Annotated in this window: 21 protein-coding genes; 18 read left to right on the top strand and 3 right to left on the bottom strand. The window is 51.1% G+C overall.

The annotated features are described in order from the left end of the window. Positions 1-8: 8 nt before the first annotated feature. Entirely contained in the window at positions 9-512 is a 504-nt protein-coding gene (locus NMD08_RS10495) for a non-heme ferritin-like protein (RefSeq protein ID WP_151225622.1), read from the bottom strand. A 543-nt stretch (positions 513-1,055) separates the two neighbouring features. On the opposite strand from NMD08_RS10495, the gene NMD08_RS10500 reads away from it, so the two are divergent. The 6 genes from NMD08_RS10500 to otsA all read left to right on the top strand — a co-directional run bounded on the left by NMD08_RS10500 (position 1,056) and on the right by otsA (position 7,924). After that, positions 1,056-1,613 carry a DJ-1/PfpI family protein gene (locus NMD08_RS10500; protein ID WP_151218869.1) on the top strand — a complete coding sequence of 186 codons (558 nt, stop codon included), beginning with the start codon at positions 1,056-1,058 and terminating at the stop codon, positions 1,611-1,613. 315 nt (positions 1,614-1,928) lie between these two features. Further along, positions 1,929-2,918, top strand: coding sequence for an arabinose ABC transporter substrate-binding protein (locus NMD08_RS10505; RefSeq protein ID WP_151218868.1), 990 nt, complete (start codon positions 1,929-1,931; stop codon positions 2,916-2,918). 115 nt (positions 2,919-3,033) lie between these two features. After that, positions 3,034-4,548, top strand: a complete 1,515-nt coding sequence (gene araG / locus NMD08_RS10510) for an arabinose ABC transporter ATP-binding protein AraG (protein WP_151218867.1) — start codon at positions 3,034-3,036, stop codon at positions 4,546-4,548. Between the two features lie 14 nt (positions 4,549-4,562). Then, positions 4,563-5,549 (top strand): L-arabinose ABC transporter permease AraH, encoded by a 987-nt coding sequence (araH, locus tag NMD08_RS10515; protein ID WP_151218866.1) that lies wholly within the window; start codon positions 4,563-4,565, stop codon positions 5,547-5,549. A 175-nt stretch (positions 5,550-5,724) separates the two neighbouring features. After that, entirely contained in the window at positions 5,725-6,528 is an 804-nt protein-coding gene (otsB, locus tag NMD08_RS10520) for a trehalose-phosphatase (RefSeq protein ID WP_151218865.1), read from the top strand. Continuing rightward, on the top strand, positions 6,503-7,924 hold the full coding sequence (otsA, locus tag NMD08_RS10525; protein WP_278238148.1) for an alpha,alpha-trehalose-phosphate synthase: 1,422 nt from the start codon (positions 6,503-6,505) through the stop codon (positions 7,922-7,924). The genes otsB and otsA overlap by 26 nt, the downstream gene beginning before the upstream one ends. A gap of 17 nt (positions 7,925-7,941) precedes the next feature. Here the strand turns inward: otsA and uspC are convergent, their stop codons facing one another. Then, positions 7,942-8,370, bottom strand: coding sequence for a universal stress protein UspC (uspC, locus tag NMD08_RS10530; protein ID WP_151218864.1), 429 nt, complete (start codon positions 8,368-8,370; stop codon positions 7,942-7,944). Between the two features lie 792 nt (positions 8,371-9,162). On the opposite strand from uspC, the gene flhD reads away from it, so the two are divergent. The 6 genes from flhD (at position 9,163) to cheW (ending at position 14,612) form a co-directional block, all read left to right on the top strand. Further along, complete coding sequence (gene flhD / locus NMD08_RS10535) at positions 9,163-9,504, top strand: flagellar transcriptional regulator FlhD (protein WP_003034622.1); 342 nt, start codon at positions 9,163-9,165, stop codon at positions 9,502-9,504. Next, positions 9,501-10,085: a flagellar transcriptional regulator FlhC gene (gene flhC, locus NMD08_RS10540; RefSeq protein ID WP_085951062.1), complete on the top strand. Its 585-nt coding sequence runs from the start codon at positions 9,501-9,503 to the stop codon at positions 10,083-10,085. The genes flhD and flhC overlap by 4 nt, the downstream gene beginning before the upstream one ends. A 124-nt stretch (positions 10,086-10,209) precedes the next feature. Next, positions 10,210-11,097: a flagellar motor stator protein MotA gene (gene motA, locus NMD08_RS10545; protein WP_016153442.1), complete on the top strand. Its 888-nt coding sequence runs from the start codon at positions 10,210-10,212 to the stop codon at positions 11,095-11,097. Continuing rightward, positions 11,094-12,023, top strand: coding sequence for a flagellar motor protein MotB (gene motB, locus NMD08_RS10550; protein WP_151218863.1), 930 nt, complete (start codon positions 11,094-11,096; stop codon positions 12,021-12,023). The genes motA and motB overlap by 4 nt, the downstream gene beginning before the upstream one ends. A 10-nt stretch (positions 12,024-12,033) precedes the next feature. Next, on the top strand, positions 12,034-14,088 hold the full coding sequence (gene cheA, locus NMD08_RS10555; RefSeq protein ID WP_370620204.1) for a chemotaxis protein CheA: 2,055 nt from the start codon (positions 12,034-12,036) through the stop codon (positions 14,086-14,088). A gap of 20 nt (positions 14,089-14,108) precedes the next feature. Next, complete coding sequence (cheW, locus tag NMD08_RS10560; RefSeq protein WP_080858824.1) at positions 14,109-14,612, top strand: chemotaxis protein CheW; 504 nt, start codon at positions 14,109-14,111, stop codon at positions 14,610-14,612. 69 nt (positions 14,613-14,681) lie between these two features. Here the strand turns inward: cheW and NMD08_RS10565 are convergent, their stop codons facing one another. Then, positions 14,682-15,941 (bottom strand): dicarboxylate/amino acid:cation symporter, encoded by a 1,260-nt coding sequence (locus tag NMD08_RS10565; RefSeq protein ID WP_187258816.1) that lies wholly within the window; start codon positions 15,939-15,941, stop codon positions 14,682-14,684. Positions 15,942-16,345: 404 nt separating this feature from the next. On the opposite strand from NMD08_RS10565, the gene tar reads away from it, so the two are divergent. Genes tar through cheZ form a run of 6 tightly spaced genes read left to right on the top strand, consistent with a single transcriptional unit; the run spans position 16,346 to position 22,651 of the window. Continuing rightward, a complete protein-coding gene (gene tar, locus NMD08_RS10570; RefSeq protein ID WP_370620120.1) occupies positions 16,346-18,001 on the top strand; it encodes a methyl-accepting chemotaxis protein II in 1,656 nt (551 codons plus the stop codon). A gap of 43 nt (positions 18,002-18,044) precedes the next feature. Next, positions 18,045-19,646, top strand: coding sequence for a methyl-accepting chemotaxis protein IV (gene tap / locus NMD08_RS10575; RefSeq protein ID WP_210905220.1), 1,602 nt, complete (start codon positions 18,045-18,047; stop codon positions 19,644-19,646). A 19-nt stretch (positions 19,647-19,665) separates the two neighbouring features. After that, complete coding sequence (gene cheR / locus NMD08_RS10580; protein WP_187252260.1) at positions 19,666-20,538, top strand: protein-glutamate O-methyltransferase CheR; 873 nt, start codon at positions 19,666-19,668, stop codon at positions 20,536-20,538. Beyond that, positions 20,535-21,584, top strand: a complete 1,050-nt coding sequence (locus NMD08_RS10585; RefSeq protein ID WP_038641470.1) for a chemotaxis response regulator protein-glutamate methylesterase — start codon at positions 20,535-20,537, stop codon at positions 21,582-21,584. The genes cheR and NMD08_RS10585 overlap by 4 nt, the downstream gene beginning before the upstream one ends. A 19-nt stretch (positions 21,585-21,603) precedes the next feature. After that, entirely contained in the window at positions 21,604-21,993 is a 390-nt protein-coding gene (gene cheY, locus NMD08_RS10590) for a chemotaxis response regulator CheY (protein WP_042307777.1), read from the top strand. Between the two features lie 13 nt (positions 21,994-22,006). Continuing rightward, complete coding sequence (gene cheZ, locus NMD08_RS10595) at positions 22,007-22,651, top strand: protein phosphatase CheZ (protein WP_029139578.1); 645 nt, start codon at positions 22,007-22,009, stop codon at positions 22,649-22,651. Positions 22,652-22,794: the final 143 nt, after the last annotated feature.

The following is a 22,794-nucleotide window of genomic DNA, read 5'->3' on the forward strand; positions in this document are numbered from 1 at the left end:
GTCAGATATCAGTGCTGTTGATAGTTAACAACGTTAAGCAGGTGCTTATCGGTTTGCGCCATGCACAGTCCTGCACGTTTGGCGCTGCGGACTTCATCAAGAATCGTCTGCAACAGCACGCCATCCTGCTGCTGCTCTTTCTCCAGGTCGTGAAGAAAATCGATCGTTGGTGCATCGTTTAACGCTTCAGCTTCATTGGTTAAGCGCGAGAGCTTACTCGCGCGCTGTTGATATTCGTCCAACGTTTTCTGAAACAATTCTTCAAGGGAAGTCAGCTCATCACCCGGAACATCAATGGCCTTGACGATGGGGTTAGCCCCGGCACTTTTCATGTAATTGAACATACGCATCATTTGAGTCACATTACCTTGCGCCTGAGTACGCAGAAACGTTGCGGTACCTGTCAGGCTATGTTCGTAGCACCACTCACTAAGATGCAGGTAAAGATTCGATGCGTAGAACTCGAGGTTCATTTGGGTGTTGAGTTTATGAACAATTCCAACTGCAGCCATATCAATATCCTTATTTACAGAAAGGGGGATGTACGTTACTAACGCCAGTACAACGGGCTGCCGCTGCACTACATCTCTACGTACAATTATAACTGTTAGCAGAATAAATCCGTTCCGCCGGTCCTTTAGCGATCGCGAATTATATTCGCTCCCGATCGTGAATCAGCATAACGCTTGCTCCGACATAAGAAAATCCTTAAATCTGTGTATTTATGTTTTTTTACATATTGTCATCACCCCATCTGTGCTTCTGCTCTCTTTGCATATAGATGACATGAATGCAACGAGTTGATATTTATGTTATTAAATCCACATTTCAATAATGAAATGGTGTTTTAAATCACAAAAATATTTTCCACAATAAGATATTGTCTGGCTCCTGATGATTATCTGTTCATGCTGCGAAGCAATTTCACGATCGGATTAATGATCTGATAGCTAATTTTTTGTGCCAGATCAGTTTTAATCAAATTGAGAAATTTAACGGCCAGAACTATTCGTCATTAATTGTTTCGTTTATGTGGATAAAGCGAGGAGTTACATATGAAGAAAGTCGCGGTGCTGCTGGCACCCGGTTTTGAAGAGGCGGAGGCGATAGTTACCATTGATATTCTGCGTCGACTGAATATCGAGGTTGAAACTCTGGCCTGCGCGGAGTCACGCGCGGTGGTGAGTTACCATGACGTACCGATGGTAACGGACAGCACGCTGGCCGCGCGTCAGTCGTATCTCTACGATGCCATCGTGTTGCCTGGCGGGCCGCAGGGTAGCGTTAACCTTGCCGCCAGTGAGGCGGTTATCCGGTTTGTGGCTCGTCATGATGATGAGGGGAAACTCATCTGCCCGGTGTGTTCTGCGGCTGCACGGGTGTTGGGCGGCAACGGTCTGCTGAAGGGGCGTCGCTACGTGTGCTCTGGAGAGCTGTGGCAAAACGTCACCGATGGGGAATATATCGATGCGCCGGTGGTTGAAGATGGCAATCTGATTAGCGGCAAAGGGTTAGGGCATATTTTCGATTTCGCGCTGACGCTTTCGGCGCGTCTGCTGGGCGACGACACTCCGGTTCGCGATCACGCTGACCACATTTATTACCAATGGTAATCATTTTCCCGAATGCTTCGGTATTCGGGAACAAGGATTCGTTGGCTGATGTTATGGACTAATCTGCTATTCCTCTTTTTTTCCGTCGACAAAACCGCGTTTTTTTATGTCATTTCCCGCTGAATTTATGTACGCAATTACTGTAATTCTGTGGTGTGATGCCGCTCTCTTATGGAGAATCAATTTCCCGCTAAAAATACTCTCAGCACTGGCATTGATCTTATCAATAAAAGGTAATGCCTTGTTTTACGTCCGAATTACAAAAAATCGTCTGATTTTACCCTACATAAAAGAACGTTAAAGCTGGAGTTAACCATGCACAAATTCACTAAAGCGCTGGCTGCCATCGGTCTGGCTGCCATTATGTCACAATCCGCTATCGCTGAATCCATGAAGCTCGGTTTCTTGGTTAAACAGCCGGAAGAACCGTGGTTCCAGACAGAATGGAAATTTGCCGATAAAGCCGGTAAAGACCTTGGCTTTGAGGTGATCAAAATTGCCGTTCCGGATGGTGAGAAAACCCTTAACGCCATCGACAGCCTCGCTGCCAGTGGCGCAAAAGGGTTTGTCATTTGTACCCCGGATCCTAAACTCGGGCCTGCCATTATGGCGAAGGCACGTGGCTACGATATGAAAGTCATTGCCGTTGATGACCAGTTTGCCAACGCCAAAGGCAAGCCGATGGAGACCGTGCCGTTAGTGATGATGGCGGCAACCAAAATTGGTGAGCGCCAGGGTCAGGAACTGTACAAGGAGATGCAAAAACGCGGCTGGGATGTGAAATCCACCGCCGTGATGGCTATAACTGCGAACGAACTCGACACCGCACGTCGTCGTACTTCTGGTTCAATGGAAGCGCTTAAAGCCGCTGGCTTCCCGGAAAAACAGATCTACCAGGTCCCAACTAAATCAAATGATATCCCCGGCGCATTCGATGCCGCTAACTCTATGCTGGTTCAGCATCCTGAAGTCAAACACTGGCTGATTGTCGGCATGAACGACAACACCGTGCTGGGCGGCGTACGTGCGACCGAAGGGCAGGGCTTCAAAGCACCAAACGTAATTGGTATTGGTATCAACGGCGTTGATGCAGTAAGCGAACTGTCCAAAGGCGAAGCGACCGGGTTCTACGGCTCATTGCTGCCAAGCCCGGACGTTCACGGCTATAAATCAAGCGAAATGCTCTACAACTGGGTAACAAAAGGTGCAGAGCCTCCGGCGTTTACCGAAGTGACGGATGTAGTGCTGATTACCCGCGATAACTTCAAAGAAGAGCTCGCGAAGAAAGGCTTAGGCGGTAAGTAACATAAACGCCGGATGCGACGTCAATGCGTCTTGTCCGGCGTACGAATTGCGTACTCAGTAGGCCGGATGAGGCAACGCCGCTATCCGGCATAAAGATCTGATTCACGGAGACGTTATGCAACAGTCTACCCCGTATCTCTCATTTCGCGGCATTGGCAAAACGTTCCCCGGCGTTAAAGCGCTTACGGATATCAGTTTCGACTGCTATGCCGGTCAGGTGCATGCGCTGATGGGCGAAAATGGCGCCGGGAAGTCAACACTCTTAAAGATTCTCAGCGGTAACTATGCGCCAACAACGGGATCTTTGACGATCCGCGGACAAGAGGTTTCGTTTGCGGACACCACTGCTGCGCTTAATGCCGGTGTCGCCATTATTTATCAGGAGCTGCATCTCGTCCCGGAAATGACCGTTGCCGAGAATATTTATCTAGGCCAGTTGCCGCATAAAGGCGGAATTGTGAACCGCTCGCTGCTGAACTATGAAGCGGGGATCCAGCTTAAGCATCTGGGCATGGATATCGATCCCGACACACCATTGAAATACCTCTCCATCGGTCAATGGCAGATGGTGGAGATTGCGAAAGCGCTGGCGCGAAACGCCAAAATTATTGCGTTTGATGAACCGACCAGCTCCCTGTCAGCACGTGAGATTGAGAATCTGTTTCGCGTTATCCGCGAGTTGCGCAATGAAGGACGCATCATCTTGTACGTTTCGCACCGTATGGAGGAGATTTTTGCCCTCAGCGATGCCATTACCGTGTTTAAAGATGGTCATTACGTCAAAACGTTTACGGACATGCAGCAGGTCGATCACGATGCGCTGGTACAGGCGATGGTTGGGCGCGACCTTGGCGATATTTATGGCTGGAAATCCAGACCGTATGGTGCAGAGCGCCTGCGTTTGCATGAGGTAAAAGCCCCTGGCGTGCGTACGCCGATCAGTTTATCGGTGCGAAGCGGTGAAATTGTCGGATTGTTTGGTCTGGTGGGGGCTGGACGTAGTGAATTGATGAAAGGGCTGTTTGGCGGTACACGAATTACGGCAGGTCAGGTGTTTATTGATCAACAACCGATTGATATCCGTAAACCGAGCCATGCCATTGAAGCGGGGATGATGCTGTGCCCGGAGGATCGTAAAGCAGAAGGGATTATTCCGGTCCATTCGGTGCGTAACAACATCAACATTAGCGCGCGTCGTAAACATGTTCTGGGAGGATGCGTGATTAACAACGGCTGGGAAGAGACCAATGCCGATCACCATATTCGTTCACTCAATATTAAAACGCCGGGCGCGGAGCAACTGATTATGAACCTCTCTGGCGGTAATCAGCAGAAGGCTATTCTTGGTCGTTGGTTATCGGAAGAGATGAAGGTGATCTTGCTGGACGAACCTACACGCGGCATTGATGTGGGCGCTAAGCATGAAATTTATAACGTGATTTATGCCCTTGCGGCGCGCGGCGTGGCCGTGCTGTTTGCTTCCAGTGACCTGCCAGAGGTGCTCGGTGTCGCCGACCGTATTGTGGTGATGAGAGAAGGCGAAATTGCTGGAGAATTACTTCATGAACAGGCGGATGAGCGCCAGGCGTTAAGCCTTGCTATGCCTAAAGTCAGCCAGGCTGTAGCCTGAATAAGGAGAGAATGATGTCTTCCGTTTCTACGTCGGGTTCAGGTGCTGCGAAGTCGGCGCTAAATCTTGGCCGCATTTGGGATCAGTACGGGATGCTGGTGGTGTTTGCCGTGCTGTTCCTCGTTTGTTCCCTGTTTGTGCCAAACTTTGCAACTTTCATCAACATGAAGGGGCTGGGGCTGGCGGTATCGATGTCGGGTATGGTTGCGTGCGGAATGCTATTTTGCCTGGCATCCGGTGACTTTGACCTGTCCGTTGCGTCCGTGATTGCCTGCGCTGGGGTCACCACTGCCGTGGTCATTAACATGACCGAAAGCCTGTGGATTGGCGTGGCTGCCGGGCTGCTGCTCGGTATTCTATGCGGTCTGGTTAATGGGTTCGTGATTGCGCGTTTAAAAATTAATGCCCTGATCACCACCCTTGCGACCATGCAGATTGTACGCGGTCTGGCCTATATTATTTCCGACGGTAAGGCCGTGGGGATTGAAGACGAGCGCTTCTTCACGCTCGGTTACGCTAACTGGTTTGGTCTGCCGGCGCCAATCTGGATCACAGTCGTTTGTTTCATCGCCTTTGGCTTACTACTGAATAAAACCACATTTGGTCGTAATACGCTGGCCATCGGGGGCAATGAAGAGGCGGCACGCCTGGCTGGGGTTCCGGTTGTTCGTACCAAGATTATTATCTTTATTCTTTCCGGGCTGGTCTCCGCCATTGCCGGAATTATCCTTGCATCACGTATGACCAGTGGTCAGCCAATGACCTCAATAGGCTATGAGCTGATCGTGATTTCTGCGTGCGTGTTAGGGGGCGTTTCGCTCAAAGGCGGCATCGGAAAAATCTCATATGTGGTGGCTGGGGTGTTGATCCTGGGTACGGTTGAGAATGCGATGAACCTGCTGAATATCTCTCCGTTCGCGCAGTATGTCGTTCGTGGTCTTATCCTGCTGGCGGCGGTGATCTTCGACCGTTACAAGCAAAAAGCGAAGCGTACCGTTTGATTATTTTATCCCCAACTTTTTAGTCTAGCTTCAGCTCATCGCCAGCCGCTACCCGGCTGGCGATTGTTTTTCCAAATGGCGAGCATAGTCACACTGTCTATACTTATATCCGTCATACATCATATATACGGCGCGATCCGCGCGGCGTACAAACCATGATGAGGAGGATAACCGGGTGACAGCATCACTGATCTTACCCCCTGAACAATCTGCAAACTGTGCTTACTTTTTTGATCTTGATGGAACATTGGCTGAGATCAAACCCTATCCAGACCAGGTCGTTGTCCCTGAGACAATCCTGCAATTATTACATCAGCTGGCGACGCATAATGCGGGGGCGCTGGCATTGATTTCAGGGCGCTCGATGGCTGAGCTAGACGTGCTGACCGACCCCTTTCGGTTTCCGCTTGCCGGAGTACATGGGGCTGAACGCCGTGACATCAATGGTCAAACCCATGTCGTGCGCCTGGCTGAGGATACTGAGCGTGAAGCAGGGGAGCTATTACACACCGCATTGGCGGCGATGCCGGGCACAACCCTTGAAGCAAAAGGTATGGCTTTCGCGCTGCACTATCGTCAGTCGCCTGAGCATGAAGCGACGCTAATTCACCTGGCTGAACAGATTGTGCGCAGATGGCCGCAACTGGCTGTGCAGCACGGGAAATGCGTCGTGGAGATAAAACCGAAGGGCATCAATAAAGGTGATGCGATCGCCGCATTTATGCAGGAAGCGCCTTTTGCCGGACGGATCCCCGTTTTTTTCGGTGACGATCTGACGGATGAGACAGGGTTTGGCGTAATTAATCGCGCTGGGGGTATTTCCGTAAAAGTAGGGAGCGGAGCGACGCAGGCCGCGTGGCGACTGGATAGCGTTAAGGATGTCTGGCACTGGCTGGAGCAAATTAACTCTTCGCAGCAAGAATCGAAAGTAACGAAAAACAGAAGAGGTGGCTATGAGTCGTTTAGTCGTAGTATCTAATCGTATCGCCTCACCCGATGATAAAGGGAGCGCAGGCGGACTTGCCGTTGGTGTGCTGGGCGCGCTGAAAGCTGCTGGTGGCCTGTGGTTTGGCTGGAGTGGTGACATAGGTAATGAAGACAAACCATTAAAAAAAGTCACACGTGGCAATATTACCTGGGCTTCGTTTAATTTGAACGAACAGGATTATGAAGAATATTACTGTCAGTTTTCGAATGCTGTTTTATGGCCCGCATTTCACTATCGCCTGGACCTGGTTCAGTTTCAGCGTCCTGCATGGGAAGGTTACCAGCGGGTGAATGCCTTGCTGGTCGATAAACTGCTGCCGCTGCTGAGCGAAGACGACATCATCTGGGTTCATGATTACCATCTGTTGCCGTTTGCCAGCGAACTGCGTAAACGCGGCGTGAATAACCGCATCGGTTTTTTCCTGCATATTCCTTTCCCAACGCCTGAAATTTTTAATGCGCTACCCCCACATCAGGCGCTGCTGGAACAAATGTGTGATTTTGATTTACTCGGTTTCCAGACCGAAAACGATCGCCAGGCTTTTCTGGATTGTCTGGCCGCTCAGACTCAGGTGTCCACACACGGCGAAAAACACCACCGGGCATGGGGAAAAGCGTTTTGCACGCAGGTTTATCCCATCGGTATCGAGCCGGATGAGATTGCCCGACAGGCTTCCGGGCCTCTGCCGCCGAAGCTGGCGCAGTTAAAAGCAGAACTTAAAAACGTGCAGAATATTTTTTCGGTTGAGCGTCTGGATTACTCCAAAGGTTTGCCAGAGCGCTTTCAGGCCTATGAAGCTCTGCTGGAACATTATCCGCAGCATCACGGCAAAATTCGCTATACGCAGATCGCGCCAACGTCGCGTGAAGAGGTGCAGGCCTACCAGGATATTCGCCATCAGCTGGAGACCGAAGCGGGGCGGATTAACGGCAGATATGGGCAGTTGGGCTGGACGCCGCTCTATTATCTGAACCAGTACTTTGATCGTAAATTGCTGATGAAGATCTTCCGTTATTCCGATGTCGGATTGGTGACACCGCTGCGCGATGGTATGAACCTGGTGGCGAAAGAGTTCGTGGCTGCACAGGATCCAGCCAACCCCGGTGTTCTGGTGTTATCACAATTTGCCGGCGCCGCGAATGAGCTAACTTCCGCGCTTATCGTTAACCCGTATGACCGGGATGAAGTGGCTGGCGCATTAAACCAGGCGCTGACAATGCCGCTCGGTGAGCGTATTACCCGCCACGCTGAGATGCTTGAGACTATCATTAAAAATGATATCGACAACTGGCAGGCGAGGTTCATTTGCGATTTGGAAAAAGTCTCCCCACGCCAGAGTAAACAGTCATTGTCTGATCAAGTTTCTTCCTGCTCAAAACTGGCGTGACGCGCCAAAAACGAAATTCAATCTCCAGCCAGTGGAACCAGTAGAACATCCACCTGGCTGGCACTAACTACGCTTTTCGCTGAGCAGGACGCGCGCGAAAAGAAGCTGTGGTTATGGTTGCCATAAATGACCAGATCGACCGCGTGTTTCCGGCATACGTCCAGAATATGGTCATTCAGTGCCCCATAGGTGATAAAGGTATGTTCAATGGGGTACTGCGCTTCTTTGCCGAGCTTGTTGATAAAATCCTGAGTCTCCTCTTGCATCACTTCGCGCAGGTCTTCCAGCATGGGGGCTGCAAACTGATTATAAAGTTCAGGGTCTGAGACCAGAGTTATCAGGCTAATACGGGCATTGACAGGACGGGCGATTGAAACTGCCTTGGCTAACAACTGTTGGCTTTCAGGTGTGGCGGCAACCGCAACAAGAATGTGTGTGTAGCTCATAACTCACTCCTTTTTTAAGAATTATGAGAGGATTTTTTAGCATTACTCAGCTTACTCCATACTGCAACCATTCCTTCCTGGATAGTGTGAATACCGTCATGATTATTCATTAATTATTCTTATAAATAGAATAATTGAGCCATATAACTTGTAAATACACTGAGGGTACTTAAGTAAAACTCACTGCTAATGAAAACAATGTGTTAATAAAAAATAAACATATTTTAACATTCTACTGGTTATCACAAGCCGGTATTAATTAATCACTCTTAATATTTAAGTTATTGTTTATAAAGCGTTTAATTGAAACGGTGTTTTGCATAAATAATGTGATCAAGCTCGCTATTTTACAATGTGATATTAACGTTTGTGAACAAAATACTATTCGCTTTTATTGCAAGAATATTCGTCCCAAAGGAATTGAAATGGAGATTGTTGGATTAAAAAATAAGCAAAGTAAAAGCTGTGCTGATGGATTTATGTTAAGTGTTTGGCTGGTTTATGTGATCTGCGTCACATATTCTTCAAATTCGCGGCATGGCTCCGTTGTATGTGTAACGGGTGGCGGGTAGAGTTGCGTCGAATTAGGAAAAATCTTAGACATTTGTAAGAATTGATGTGAGCTTGTAAGGAATACGGCCTTCTGAAAAAGGACTGTTTAGACAACGCGTAAGTGCCGTCACGCTGCTATGTATTTGACCTTTTGCTTTTTTTTTACCGGGCCTTCCCGGCGACATCACGGGGTGCGGTTTTACCGCATAAAAATAATGTTGGTTATTATGGATGCAAATAATGCATACATCCGAGTTGCTGAAACACATTTATGACATCAATTTGTCATATTTATTGCTTGCACAACGTTTGATCGTTCAGGACAAAGCATCTGCGATGTTTCGCCTTGGTATCAGCGAAGAGATGGCGGATACGTTGGCAACATTAACACTTCCTCAAATGGTCAAACTGGCTGAAACCAACCAACTGGTATGCCATTTCCGTTTCGACGATCACCAGACTGTTACTCGCCTGACGCAAGACTCTCGCGTTGATGATCTCCAGCAAATACATACCGGTATCATGCTTTCAACACGCCTGTTAAGCGACATCGATGATGCAGCGCGTAAGAAAAGGGCTTGATGATGAGCGAAAAAAGCATTGTTCAGGAAGCGCGTGATATTCAGCTGGCAATGGAATTAATCACATTGGGCGCTCGTTTGCAAATGCTGGAGAGCGAAACGCAATTAAGCCGCGGTCGACTTATCAAGCTGTACAAAGAATTACGCGGCAGTCCTCCGCCAAAAGGGATGTTACCTTTTTCCACCGACTGGTTTATGACGTGGGAACAAAATATTCATGCTTCGATGTTTTGTAACGCATGGCAATTCCTGCTCAAAACCGGTTTGTGCAGCGGTGTTGATGCCGTAATCAAGGCGTATCGTTTGTATCTTGAGCAATGTCCACAACCGGAAGAAGGCCCGTTGCTGGCGTTAACTCGCGCCTGGACGCTGGTGCGTTTTGTCGACAGTGGGTTGCTAGAACTGTCCAGATGCAATTGTTGCGGCGGGAATTTTATCACCCACGCACACCAACCCGCGGGCAGCTTCGCCTGCAGTTTATGCCAACCGCCGTCACGGGCCGTAAAAAGACGTAAACTTTCCCAGAATGCTGCCGATATTATTCCACAACTGCTGGATGAACAGATCGAACAAGCTGTTTAACTGATACGGTGTGGACAAACACTCCAGCAGCGGTAAGCGATTACCGCTGCTTTTTTTTGCCCTGACCTCAAGTTAACTGCCCGACTGCGCATCCTGTCATAGTCAATTGCGAAAGGATGATGTCGTGCTTATCTTATTAGGTTACCTGGTTGTTATTGGTACAGTTTTCGGCGGTTACATGATGACCGGCGGACACCTTGGGGCACTCTATCAACCGGCTGAGCTGGTGATTATCGGTGGCGCGGGTATTGGGGCATTCATCGTCGGCAATAACGGGAAAGCCATCAAGGGGACGATGAAAGCGATCCCGATGCTTTTCCGTCGTTCAAAATACACCAAAGCGATGTATATGGATCTGCTGGCGCTGCTGTACCGCCTGATGGCCAAGTCACGTCAGCAGGGCATGTTCTCACTTGAGCGCGATATCGAAAACCCCAAAGAAAGTGAAATCTTCGCCAGCTATCCACGTATTCTCGCAGATGCCGTGATGCTTGATTTTATTGTCGATTATCTGCGTCTGATCATCAGCGGCAACATGAACACGTTTGAAATTGAAGCGTTGATGGACGAAGAAATTGAGACTCACGAAAGTGAAGCCGAAGTCCCTGCCAATAGCCTTGCGATGGTGGGGGATTCATTACCGGCGTTCGGGATCGTGGCAGCTGTTATGGGGGTTGTTCACGCTCTGGCTTCCGCTGACCGTCCGGCGGCGGAACTGGGTTCGCTGATTGCGCATGCGATGGTAGGGACATTCCTCGGTATTTTACTGGCCTATGGATTTATTTCTCCACTCGCCAGCGTTTTACGCCAGAAAAGTGCTGAAACAACCAAAATGATGCAGTGTGTGAAGATAACTCTGCTCTCTAACCTGAATGGTTACGCGCCGCCAATTGCCGTTGAATTTGGTCGTAAGACTCTGTATTCCAGCGAACGTCCTTCGTTTATCGAACTGGAAGAGCATGTTCGTGCGGTGAGAAATCCAACTGCGCAGCAGACGACCGAGGACGCATGAAAAATCAGGCCCATCCCATTATCGTTGTAAAGCGACGCAAGCATAAAGGTCACGGTGGTGGGGCGCATGGTTCGTGGAAAATCGCCTACGCCGATTTTATGACCGCGATGATGGCCTTCTTTCTGGTGATGTGGCTCATTTCCATCTCCAGCCCTAAAGAATTGATCCAGATTGCCGAATATTTCCGTACGCCGCTGGCCACCGCGGTAACCGGGGGAAATCGCATTTCGAATAGCCAAAGCCCAATTCCAGGCGGCGGGGATGATTACACCCAGCAGCAGGGAGAGGTGAATAAGCAGCCGAATATTGATGATTTAAGAAAACGCATGGAACAAAGTCGGTTGAGCAAACTTCGCGGCGATCTTGATCAACTGATTGAATCGGACCCCAAACTGCGCGCACTACGCCCGCATTTGAAAATTGATTTAGTTCAGGAAGGGTTGCGAATACAGATTATCGACAGCCAGAACCGCCCGATGTTTAAGACCGGTAGCGCGGAGGTCGAACCGTATATGCGCGACATCCTGCGGTCCATCGCGCCAGTGCTCAACGGGATCCCAAACAGAATCAGCCTTTCCGGTCATACGGATGATTACCCTTACGCCAATGGTGAGAAAGGGTATAGCAACTGGGAGCTGTCTGCTGATCGTGCTAACGCATCGCGACGCGAGCTGGTTAGCGGCGGTCTGGATGATGGAAAAGTATTACGTGTGGTAGGTATGGCCGCCACGATGCGTCTGAGCGATCGCGGTCCCGATGACGCTATCAACCGCCGTATAAGCCTGCTGGTTCTCAATAAGCAGGCGGAAGAGGCCATTTTGCATGAAAACGCTGAAAGCCAGAATGAGCCGGTAAGTGTCTTACAACAGCCAGCGGAACTCCCGCCGGCAAGCGTTCCCACATCGCCACCAGCCAATCCGAGGTGATAGCGTGAGCATGGATATAAGCGATTTTTATCAAACATTTTTTGATGAAGCTGACGAACTGTTGGCTGACATGGAGCAACACCTGCTTGATTTGGTTCCTGAAGCCCCGGATTCCGAACAGCTGAATGCGATTTTTCGTGCTGCGCACTCGATAAAAGGCGGGGCGGGCACCTTCGGCTTTACCATTTTGCAGGAAACGACCCATCTGATGGAAAACCTGCTGGATGAAGCGCGGCGTGGCGAGATGCAGCTCAATGCCGACATTATCAACCTGTTTTTGGAAACGAAAGATATTATGCAGGAACAGCTCGACGCCTATAAAAGCTCAGAGGAGCCTGATGCCGCCAGCTTTGAGTACATTTGCAATGCGTTACGCCAGCTAGCGCTCGAAGCGAAAGGTGAAACCGCACCGTTGGTGGTCAATACCGCTAAACTGAGCGTTGCTGAAAGTACAGCAATGCAGGAAGAGGCAGGTGCAAAGTCTGAACCCGTCTGTGAAGAGAGTAAGAAACGCATTATTCTCTCGCGATTGAAAGCCAGTGAAGTGGATTTACTGGAAGAAGAGCTAGGGAATCTGGCAACCTTAACCGACGTGGTGAAAGGAAGCGACACGCTGTCAGCTACGCTTGATGGCAACCTCGCGGAAGATGACATCATCGCGGTACTCTGCTTTGTGATTGAGGCTGATCAGATTGAATTTGAAACCGTCAGCGCTGCGCCTGCAGCCGTTGAAACTGAAGCAGAAGCAGAAGCAGAAGTAGAAGCGCTAGCCGTTGCCGCGAAGCCACAGCCGGTTACCGTTGTGCCAGCGGTAAAAGCCGCCGCCAGTGACGCGCCACATGGCCGCGCGGAGCGTGACAAACCAGCCCGCGCCAGCGAGTCGACCAGCATCCGCGTAGCAGTCGAGAAGGTCGATCAGCTCATTAACCTGGTCGGCGAGTTGGTCATCACCCAGTCAATGCTGGCTCAGCGCTCTAATGAACTGGATCCCGTTAATCATGGCGATCTCATCACCAGTATGGGGCAGTTACAACGTAACGCCCGCGACTTGCAAGAGTCGGTGATGTCGATTCGAATGATGCCGATGGAATATGTGTTCAGCCGTTTCCCTCGTCTGGTGCGCGATCTGGCCGGTAAGCTGGGTAAACAGGTCGAACTGACGCAGGTGGGTAGCTCAACCGAACTCGACAAGAGCCTGATTGAACGCATTATCGATCCGTTGACGCACCTGGTACGTAACAGCCTCGATCACGGTATCGAACTGCCGGAAAAACGTCTTGAAGCCGGAAAAAGCCCAATTGGTAATCTGACGCTTTCCGCAGAGCATCAGGGCGGAAATATCTGTATTGAAGTCACTGATGATGGTGCTGGTCTGAATCGCGAGCGTATCCTCGCCAAAGCTGTCTCTCAGGGCATGCCGATCCACGAAAATATGAGCGATGATGAAGTCGGCATGCTGATCTTCGCCCCTGGCTTCTCAACCGCTGAACAGGTGACGGATGTCTCGGGTCGCGGCGTGGGTATGGATGTGGTGAAGCGCAATATCCAGGAGATGGGGGGCCATGTTGAAATCCAGTCCAAACAGGGACAGGGAACAACCATTCGAATTTTGCTGCCGCTGACGTTGGCGATCCTCGACGGGATGTCCGTACGCGTGGCGGATGAAGTCTTTATCCTGCCGCTGAATGCCGTGATGGAGTCACTGCAACCGCGCGAAGAAGATCTTCATCCGCTTGCCGGGGGAGAGCGCGTTCTGGAAGTGCGCGGCGAGTATTTACCGCTGGTTGAGTTGTGGAAAGTCTTCGAGGTTGAAGGCGCAAAAACCGAAGCAACACAAGGAATTGTGGTGATTTTACAAAGTGCGGGTCGTCGCTATGCACTGCTGGTCGATCAGTTAATTGGCCAACACCAGGTGGTCGTCAAAAACCTGGAAAGCAACTACCGGAAGGTGCCTGGTATTTCTGCAGCGACGATCCTCGGCGACGGCAGCGTTGCGCTGATTGTCGATGTCTCTGCATTGCAGGGGTTAAACCGCGAACAACGTGTGGCGATCACAGCCGCCTGATTGAGTGAGAAGGGAATAATATGACCGGTATGAGTAATGTAACTAAACTGGCCGGCGAACCGTCAGGTCAGGAATTCCTCGTGTTTACGCTGGGGGATGAAGAGTACGGTATCGATATCCTGAAAGTGCAGGAAATCCGTGGCTATGATCAGGTGACGCGTATTGCTAACACACCTGCGTTTATCAAAGGCGTCACCAATCTGCGCGGTGTGATTGTGCCGATTGTTGACCTGCGTGTGAAGTTTAGCCAGAGCGATGTCGATTACAATGAAAACACCGTAGTGATTGTGCTTAACCTGGGTCAGCGGGTGGTCGGAATTGTGGTGGATGGCGTCTCGGATGTACTGTCGCTGACGACGGAGCAAATTCGTCCGGCACCGGAATTCGCGGTTACGTTGTCGACGGAATACCTGACGGGGCTGGGGGCGTTGGGTGACCGGATGCTGATTCTGGTCAATATTGAGAAATTGCTAAACAGCGAAGAAATGGCGCTGCTGGATATTGCCGCGAGTCACGTAGCGTAACCGCTTCCGGCCTACAACGACGAACTTTGTAGGCCGGATAAGCATCGCGCCATCCGGCATTATTATCTTTTACGCTTCCCGCTCGACCAGTTCTGGTTCTTCTTCCAGTAAACCCTCATTCTGTGCCAGCATTGCCGTTGCAATCCCGTTACCTAATACGTTGATTGCTGAACGTCCCATATCCAGGAAGTGGTCAATCCCCATCAGTAGCAGAATTCCGGCAACCGGAATATTGAAGCTCGGGATAGTCGCCGCCAGTACCACCAGCGCTGAACGCGGCACACCTGCAATTCCTTTAGACGCCAGCATCAGCGTTAGCATCAGGACGGTAATTTCGGCAAAGGAGAGGTGAATATTATAGGCCTGCGCGATAAACATAGAGGCGAAGGAACAGTAGACCATCGAGCCGACCAGGTTAAACGAATAACCTATAGGTAATACGAATGACACGATGTTGGGCGAACAGCCAAATTTGGTTAATTGCTCCAGCGTTTTCGGATAAGCGGCTTCAGAGCTGCTGGTCGTGAATGCCACCAGAACAGGATCCTTCAGCATGCTCACGAGGCGAAAAACCTCTTTTTTCAGCATGATATAACCCACTGCCAGTAGAACCAGGCAGGTCAGCAAAATAGCCACATAGTAGCCGCCGATGAACGACGCGTAGTTGAGCAGGATCCCCAGACCCTGGGTGGAGATAACTGAGGAAATGGCGGCAAAAATGGCCAGTGGCGCAACGTACATCACGTAACCCGTCACCTTCAGCATTATGTGGGAGACCACATCCAGCGCGGCAACCAGTGGCGCGTTGAATTTTTCACCAAGCGATGCTCCTCCAATACCGAAGAACATTGAGAACACCACAATTTGCAGGATCTCATTGTTGGCCATCGCCTCAGCTATGCTGGTTGGGATGGTGTGAGTCAGAAAACCTTTCAGGCTCATGCCGCCTACGGCCAGGCCGGTATCAGTGGCTTCCTGCGGGATCGCCAGATTCAGTCCGCTGCCGGGTTGCTCAAGAGAAACCACAAACAGACCGACCAGAATAGACAGTATGGAAGAGCTGATAAACCAGATCATCGCTTTCCCACCTACGCGCCCGATGGTGGATGTTTCTCCCAGGCGCATAATGCCGACGGTCAGGGTGCTGAATACTAAAGGTGCGATCACCATTTTTATCAGGCGCAAAAAGATGTCGGTGAGAAGCGTAATATTATCGGCCCAGGCGTTCACAACGCCGGGAGAGGCATAAGAGTGGATCACCGCACCTGACAGGATCCCTGCCAGCATGAAGATCACGATAAACAACGTGAGTTTGTTTGCATTTGCCACTAAAAAGTCCTCAGTAAGGATTTAACATTTATTGATCGGTTACTCATTTTTTATACTTATTAAGTGGTAACGAAATATTCATCATATAAATTGAATTAAAGCGCCACCTGATACAACTTTTTTTAATTTTTTATTCATTTTGTTGTGGTATTTACGATGTGTATGTGTGATCTCAATCACACAAGGGTGGCAATTTCATCCAATCTGGGCATGTTCACAAAGGAATGAGCATGTTATATACATGATAATCATGATGTTTTTATGTGAATAATTTGTGGTTACCAAACCCTGTCTTACCGTCCTTCCGCCAGGCTTCCCGTCTCTCAGGATTTCCTTTTCGCAAACGTAAAGTTATCTCAGCCACTGCCGATAACGTTGATAACTCGTTTTCAGGAAGGTGCCTTATGTTTAACCGTATCCGCGTTGTCACAATGCTGATGATGGTGCTGGGGGTTTTCGCACTGCTACAGCTTGTTTCCGGTGGTCTGTTGTTTTCTTCATTGCAGCAGAATCAACAAAGTTTTGTTATCTCTAACGATTTACGACAGCAGCAAAGTGAACTCACCTCAACATGGGATCTGATGCTGCAAACACGAATCAATTTAAGCCGTTCTTCTGCACGCATGATGATGGATGCGTCTAACCAGCAGAGCAGCGCGAAAAACGATCTGCTGAAGAATGCGAAAGCCTCTCTGGCGCAGGCGGATACGCATTACGCAAATTTTAAAAACATCACCCCGTTACCGGAGATGGCTGAAGCCAGCGGCAATGTTGAGGAGAAATATCAGCAATACCATGCGGCTTTGACAGAACTGATTCAGTTTCTGGAGAACGGCAATATGGATGCCTATTTCGCGCAACCAACTCAGGGAATGCAAAATGCGCTCGGCGAGGCGCTGGGCAAGTACGCCAGCGTGAGCGAGAAGCTTTATGCTCAGGCATTTGATCAAAGCGCACGGGATTACCACTTCGCCCAATGGCAGCTTGGCGTGCTGGCCGTCGTGTTGGTACTGATTCTGGTGGTGGTGTGGTATGGCATTCGTCATACCTTGCTTAATCCTCTGGCTCGCGTCATTGCCCATATTCGGGAAATCGCCAGCGGTAACCTGACTGCGACTCTGGCCGTCAGCGGTCGTAACGAAATCGGCGAGCTGGCCAGTACGGTTGATCATATGCAGCGTTCGCTGACGGAAACCGTCACCCTGGTGCGTGAAGGCTCTGATGCGATTTATTCCGGGACCAGCGAAATTGCCAGCGGCAACACCGATCTTTCATCTCGTACTGAGCAGCAGGCATCTGCGCTGGAAGAAACCGCTGCCAGCATGGAACAACTGACCGCAACCGTGAAGCAAAATGCGGACAACGCGCGTCAGGCCTCGCAACTGGCGAAAAGCGCCTCCGATACTGCGCAGCATGGCGGCAAAGTGGTTGATAGCGTGGTGAACACCATGCATGAAATCGCTGATAGCTCGAAGAAAATTGCCGACATCATCAGCGTCATTGATGGGATTGCCTTTCAGACCAACATTCTCGCACTGAACGCGGCGGTTGAAGCGGCACGTGCCGGTGAGCAAGGTCGTGGTTTTGCCGTAGTTGCGGGCGAAGTGCGTAATCTGGCAAGCCGCAGTGCGCAGGCGGCGAAAGAGATCAAAGCGTTGATTGAAGATTCTGTTTCCCGCGTGGATACCGGTTCCGTACTGGTAGAAAGCGCAGGAGAAACGATGAACGACATCGTGAATGCCGTGACGCGGGTGACTGACATTATGGGCGAGATTGCCTCGGCCTCCGACGAGCAAAGCCGGGGGATTGATCAGGTTGCGCTCGCAGTCTCTGAGATGGATCGCGTTACGCAGCAGAACGCTTCTTTAGTACAGGAATCGGCCGCTGCGGCCGCTGCTCTTGAAGAACAGGCCAGCCGTCTGACGCAGTCGGTGTCGACTTTCCGTCTTGCGTCACGCCCGGCGTCGTCTAAGCCGCGTGATGCTCGATTACCTGCGGCGGTGAGCGCTTCTAACCCACGCCAGAACATTGAACAAGATACGAATTGGGAAACATTTTGACTGATAGTTAAACCGCGGCCAGTGCCGCCCGATGGGAGCGTTGATGTTTAATCGTATTCGAATTTCGACCACGCTGTTTTTGATTTTAATCCTCTGCGGTGTTTTGCAGATTGGCAGTAATGGCTTGTCCTTCTGGGCATTTCGGGACGGTTTTCAGAACCTGAATCAGGTCGAACGGAGTAATCAGCAACGCGCTGCGCTGGCCCAAACCCGCGCTGTGTTATTACAGGCCAGTACGGCCCTTAATAAGGCAGGGACGCTGACCGCCCTGAGCTATCCGCCAGAGGACATCAAAACCCTGATGACCCTCGCGCGCGATAGCCTGGCGCAGTCTGAATTGATGTTTAAACGCTTTATGGCGACGTCGGATACGACGGAACAAGGCAAGGCGCTGTTTAGCGCGACGGAGAAAAGTTTCAATCAGTGGCACAGCGATCTCGCGCATCAGGCCACCTGGCTTGAAAACAATCAGTTGTCAGATTTTCTGACCGCACCGGTGCAGGCGGCTCAAGATGCTTTTGATGCGAATGTGAATGCATGGCAGAGCAACATCGACCGCGTGTTGCAAACGGCAGGAGAGCAGAGCCAGAGAAATTACCATATGTCGGGGGTGATTTTCGCCACGATGGTGATACTGGCGGCGCTGTTAACCAGTGCGGCGTTGTACTGGTCGCGCAAGATGATTGTCCAGCCGCTGGCGATTATTGGCAGTCATTTTGACAGCATTGCCGCGGGTAATCTGGCCCGCCCGGTGGCGGTTTATGGGCGCAATGAGATCTCGGCCATTTTTGCCAGTCTGAAGAAGATGCAGCAGGCGCTGCGTGAAACGGTAAGCGAAGTTCGCCAGGGCAGTTCAGCCATGCATCGCGGCATTTCAGAAATCGCGATGGGCAACAACGATTTGTCCTCACGGACTGAACAGCAGGCGGCGGCGCTGGCGCAAACGGCGGCCAGCATGGAACAACTGACCGCAACCGTCGGGCAGAATGCTGATAACGCGCGCCAGGCGTCAGGAATTGCCAAAAGTGCGGCCGATACCGCGCATAAAGGCGGCGAACAGACGTCCCGGGTCGCCAGCACCATGCATGAGATTTCCGCCAGCTCGCAGAAAATTGGCGACATTATCGGCGTGATTGACAGCATTGCCTTTCAGACCAATATCCTCGCGCTGAATGCGGCGGTCGAGGCCGCTCGCGCGGGTGAGCAGGGGCGCGGTTTTGCCGTCGTCGCCGGAGAGGTACGCAATCTGGCAAGTCGTAGCGCGCAGGCGGCGAAAGAAATAAAAGGGCTCATTGAGGAGTCTGTCACCCGAGTGCATCAGGGATCGCGGTTGGTTGATATGGCAGCGCGGACCATGACTGAAATCGTCAGCTCGATTACCCGGGTTAACGACATTATGGGCGAGATTGCCTCAGCTTCTGATGAACAGCGTAAAGGCATTGAGCAGGTGGCGCAGGCCGTCAGCCAGATGGACTCAGTGACGCAGCAAAACGCCGGGCTGGTGGAAGAAGCCGCGTCCGCCACCGGACAACTCGCCACCCAGGCCGATAATCTTTCAGCCTGTGTCGCATTTTTTAAGCTTGAAGAGCAAACCGTAGCAAAACAAGAATTGGCGCAGCCGCAGGTTGTGCCCGTTGTATCCTGAATGTGATTGAGAAGGCGCTATGACATCATCTCTGCCCTCCGGGCAAACGTCATTATTGTTACAGATGACCCAGCGCCTCGCGCTGTCTGACGCGCATTTTCGTCGGATATGTCAATTAATCTACCAGCGTGCGGGGATCGTACTGGCCGACCATAAGCGGGACATGGTTTATAACCGTCTTGTTCGTCGTCTGCGTACCCTGGGGCTGGATGACTTTGGTCGCTATCTCAGCATGCTGGAAGCTAACCAGAACAGTGCTGAGTGGCAGGCCTTTATTAACTCCCTGACTACCAACCTGACCGCGTTTTTTCGTGAAGGGCACCATTTTCCGGTGCTGTCAGATCATGCGCGTCGGCGTAGCGGTGAATACCGCGTCTGGAGCGCTGCGGCGTCAACCGGAGAAGAGCCGTACAGCATTGCGATTACGCTCGCCGATACCTTAGGTATGGCCCCGGGTCGCTGGCGTGTTTTTGCCAGCGACATTGATACCGAAGTGCTGGAAAAAGCCAGAGCCGGTATTTACCGCCTCGATGAGCTAAAAACGCTGTCACCCCAGCAGTTGCAGCGCTATTTCATGCGTGGCACCGGCCCGCATGAGGGACTGGTACGCGTTCGGCAGGAACTGGCGGGACATGTTGAATTTTCCAGCGTGAATTTACTGGATAAACAGTACAACGTGCCAGGGCCATTCGATGCCATATTCTGCCGCAACGTGATGATCTATTTCGATAAAACGACGCAGCAGGACATTTTGCACCGTTTTGTTCCACTTCTTAAACCCGATGGGCTGCTGTTTGCAGGTCATTCAGAAAACTTTAGCAACCTCGTGCGCGAGTTTAGCCTGCGTGGACAGACCGTGTATGCGCATGCGCCAGGTAAGGATAAAGCATGAGTAAAATCAGGGTGTTGTCGGTCGATGATTCCGCGCTGATGCGTCAGATCATGACCGAAATAATTAACAGCCACAGTGATATGGAAATGGTGGCAACGGCGCCAGATCCGTTAGTCGCCCGGGATTTAATCAAAAAATACAATCCCGACGTCCTGACGCTGGATGTGGAAATGCCGCGCATGGATGGACTCGACTTTCTTGAGAAACTGATGCGCCTGCGCCCGATGCCGGTGGTTATGGTCTCTTCGCTGACCGGTAAAGGTTCCGAGGTCACGCTGCGGGCGCTGGAACTGGGGGCGATTGATTTTGTCACCAAGCCACAACTGGGGATCCGTGAAGGAATGTTGGCCTACAGCGAGATGATCGCTGAGAAGATCCGCACCGCGTCACGGGCAAAACTGGCGGCCCATAAACCCATGGCGGCTCCGACGACCTTGAAAGCGGGGCCGTTACTCAGTTCGGAAAAACTGCTGGTGATTGGTGCCTCAACCGGAGGAACAGAGGCAATTCGGCATGTACTCCAGCCATTGCCGCTTTCAAGTCCCGGTATTCTTATTACCCAGCATATGCCGCCAGGATTTACCCGTTCATTCGCCGAACGTCTGAACAAACTGTGTCAGATAACCGTGAAAGAGGCTGAGGACGGGGAGCGTGTGCTGCCAGGGCATGCGTATATCGCGCCTGGCGATAAGCATATGGAACTGGCGCGCAGCGGGGCGAACTACCAGATCAAAATTCATGATGGTCCGCCGGTTAACCGGCATCGACCTTCAGTGGATGTGCTGTTCCATTCGGTGGCAAAACATGCGGGGCGTAATGCCGTGGGTGTGATCCTGACGGGTATGGGCAACGATGGTGCCGCCGGAATGTTAGCGATGAATCAGGCGGGTGCCTGGACCATTGCGCAAAACGAAGCTAGTTGTGTGGTGTTCGGCATGCCGCGCGAGGCCATCAATATGGGTGGCGTAAGCGAAGTGGTCGATCTTAGCCAGGTAAGCCAGCAAATGCTGGCGAAAATCAGTGCCGGACAGGCAATACGTATTTGAATCAGGAGTTTATTTTTTTATGGCGGACAAAGAGCTTAAGTTTTTAGTTGTGGATGACTTTTCCACCATGCGTCGCATCGTGCGTAACCTGCTCAAAGAGCTGGGATTCAACAATGTTGAAGAGGCTGAAGATGGCGTGGACGCGCTGAATAAGCTGCAGGCAGGTGGATTTGGTTTTGTCATTTCCGACTGGAACATGCCGAACATGGATGGTCTGGAACTACTGAAAACCATTCGTGCCGATGGCGGAATGTCATCCCTGCCGGTGCTGATGGTTACGGCGGAAGCGAAAAAAGAGAACATCATTGCGGCAGCACAGGCAGGTGCCAGTGGGTATGTCGTGAAACCGTTCACGGCAGCGACGCTGGAAGAGAAACTCAATAAAATCTTTGAGAAACTGGGCATGTGAGGGTGTGATAATGATGATGCAACCACAAATTAAACCTGCTGACGAACACTCAGCAGGGGATATCATCGCGCGCATCGGCAGTTTGACCCGAATGCTGCGCGACAGCCTGCGTGAACTGGGGCTGGATCAGGCTATTGCCGAAGCGGCAGAAGCGATTCCCGATGCCCGCGATCGTCTCGATTACGTTGTGCAGATGACCGCACAGGCGGCAGAGCGGGCGCTGAACAGCGTGGAAGCTTCTCAGCCGCACCAGGACGCGATGGAAAAAGGGGCCAAAGACCTGACCAAACGCTGGGATGAGTGGTTCGAAAATCCGATCGAGCTGTCTGACGCCCGTGAATTGGTCACTGATACCCGCCAGTTTCTTGGCGATGTCCCCGGTCATACCAGCTTTACCAACGCCCAACTGCTGGACATCATGATGGCGCAGGATTTCCAGGACCTCACCGGTCAGGTCATCAAGCGTATGATGGATGTTATTCAGGAGATTGAACGTCAGCTGCTGATGGTTCTGCTGGAAAATATTCCGGAGCAGGGCGCTCGTCCAAAACGTGAAAACGAAAGCTTGCTGAACGGCCCGCAGGTTGACACCTCAAAAGCCGGCGTGGTGGCAAGCCAGGATCAGGTTGATGACCTGCTGGATAGCCTCGGATTCTGATGGCTATTTGCCGGATGTGGGGCGCTGGCCTCTCATCCGGTTCTTACGCAATTCTGCTTAAAGCTATAAATCCCGTCTTTTTTACCGCTTACTCTTCCCATTGCTGGATGGCTGTTCTGGCATCATTCTCGCCTATATCTCTA

It is taken from the genome of Citrobacter meridianamericanus (assembly GCF_041320245.1).
Classification (GTDB): Bacteria; Pseudomonadota; Gammaproteobacteria; order Enterobacterales; family Enterobacteriaceae; genus Citrobacter; species Citrobacter meridianamericanus.

Coding starts and splice junctions, on each gene's coding strand:
- NMD08_RS10495 (WP_151225622.1), bottom strand. CDS start 512: ATGGCTGCAGTTGGAATTGTTCATAAACTCAACACCCAAATGAACCTC.
- NMD08_RS10500 (WP_151218869.1), top strand. CDS start 1,056: ATGAAGAAAGTCGCGGTGCTGCTGGCACCCGGTTTTGAAGAGGCGGAG.
- NMD08_RS10505 (WP_151218868.1), top strand. CDS start 1,929: ATGCACAAATTCACTAAAGCGCTGGCTGCCATCGGTCTGGCTGCCATT.
- araG (WP_151218867.1), top strand. CDS start 3,034: ATGCAACAGTCTACCCCGTATCTCTCATTTCGCGGCATTGGCAAAACG.
- araH (WP_151218866.1), top strand. CDS start 4,563: ATGTCTTCCGTTTCTACGTCGGGTTCAGGTGCTGCGAAGTCGGCGCTA.
- otsA (WP_278238148.1), top strand. CDS start 6,503: ATGAGTCGTTTAGTCGTAGTATCTAATCGTATCGCCTCACCCGATGAT.
- uspC (WP_151218864.1), bottom strand. CDS start 8,370: ATGAGCTACACACACATTCTTGTTGCGGTTGCCGCCACACCTGAAAGC.
- flhD (WP_003034622.1), top strand. CDS start 9,163: ATGCATACATCCGAGTTGCTGAAACACATTTATGACATCAATTTGTCA.
- motB (WP_151218863.1), top strand. CDS start 11,094: ATGAAAAATCAGGCCCATCCCATTATCGTTGTAAAGCGACGCAAGCAT.
- cheA (WP_370620204.1), top strand. CDS start 12,034: ATGGATATAAGCGATTTTTATCAAACATTTTTTGATGAAGCTGACGAA.
- cheW (WP_080858824.1), top strand. CDS start 14,109: ATGACCGGTATGAGTAATGTAACTAAACTGGCCGGCGAACCGTCAGGT.
- tar (WP_370620120.1), top strand. CDS start 16,346: ATGTTTAACCGTATCCGCGTTGTCACAATGCTGATGATGGTGCTGGGG.
- tap (WP_210905220.1), top strand. CDS start 18,045: ATGTTTAATCGTATTCGAATTTCGACCACGCTGTTTTTGATTTTAATC.
- cheR (WP_187252260.1), top strand. CDS start 19,666: ATGACATCATCTCTGCCCTCCGGGCAAACGTCATTATTGTTACAGATG.
- NMD08_RS10585 (WP_038641470.1), top strand. CDS start 20,535: ATGAGTAAAATCAGGGTGTTGTCGGTCGATGATTCCGCGCTGATGCGT.
- cheY (WP_042307777.1), top strand. CDS start 21,604: ATGGCGGACAAAGAGCTTAAGTTTTTAGTTGTGGATGACTTTTCCACC.
- cheZ (WP_029139578.1), top strand. CDS start 22,007: ATGATGCAACCACAAATTAAACCTGCTGACGAACACTCAGCAGGGGAT.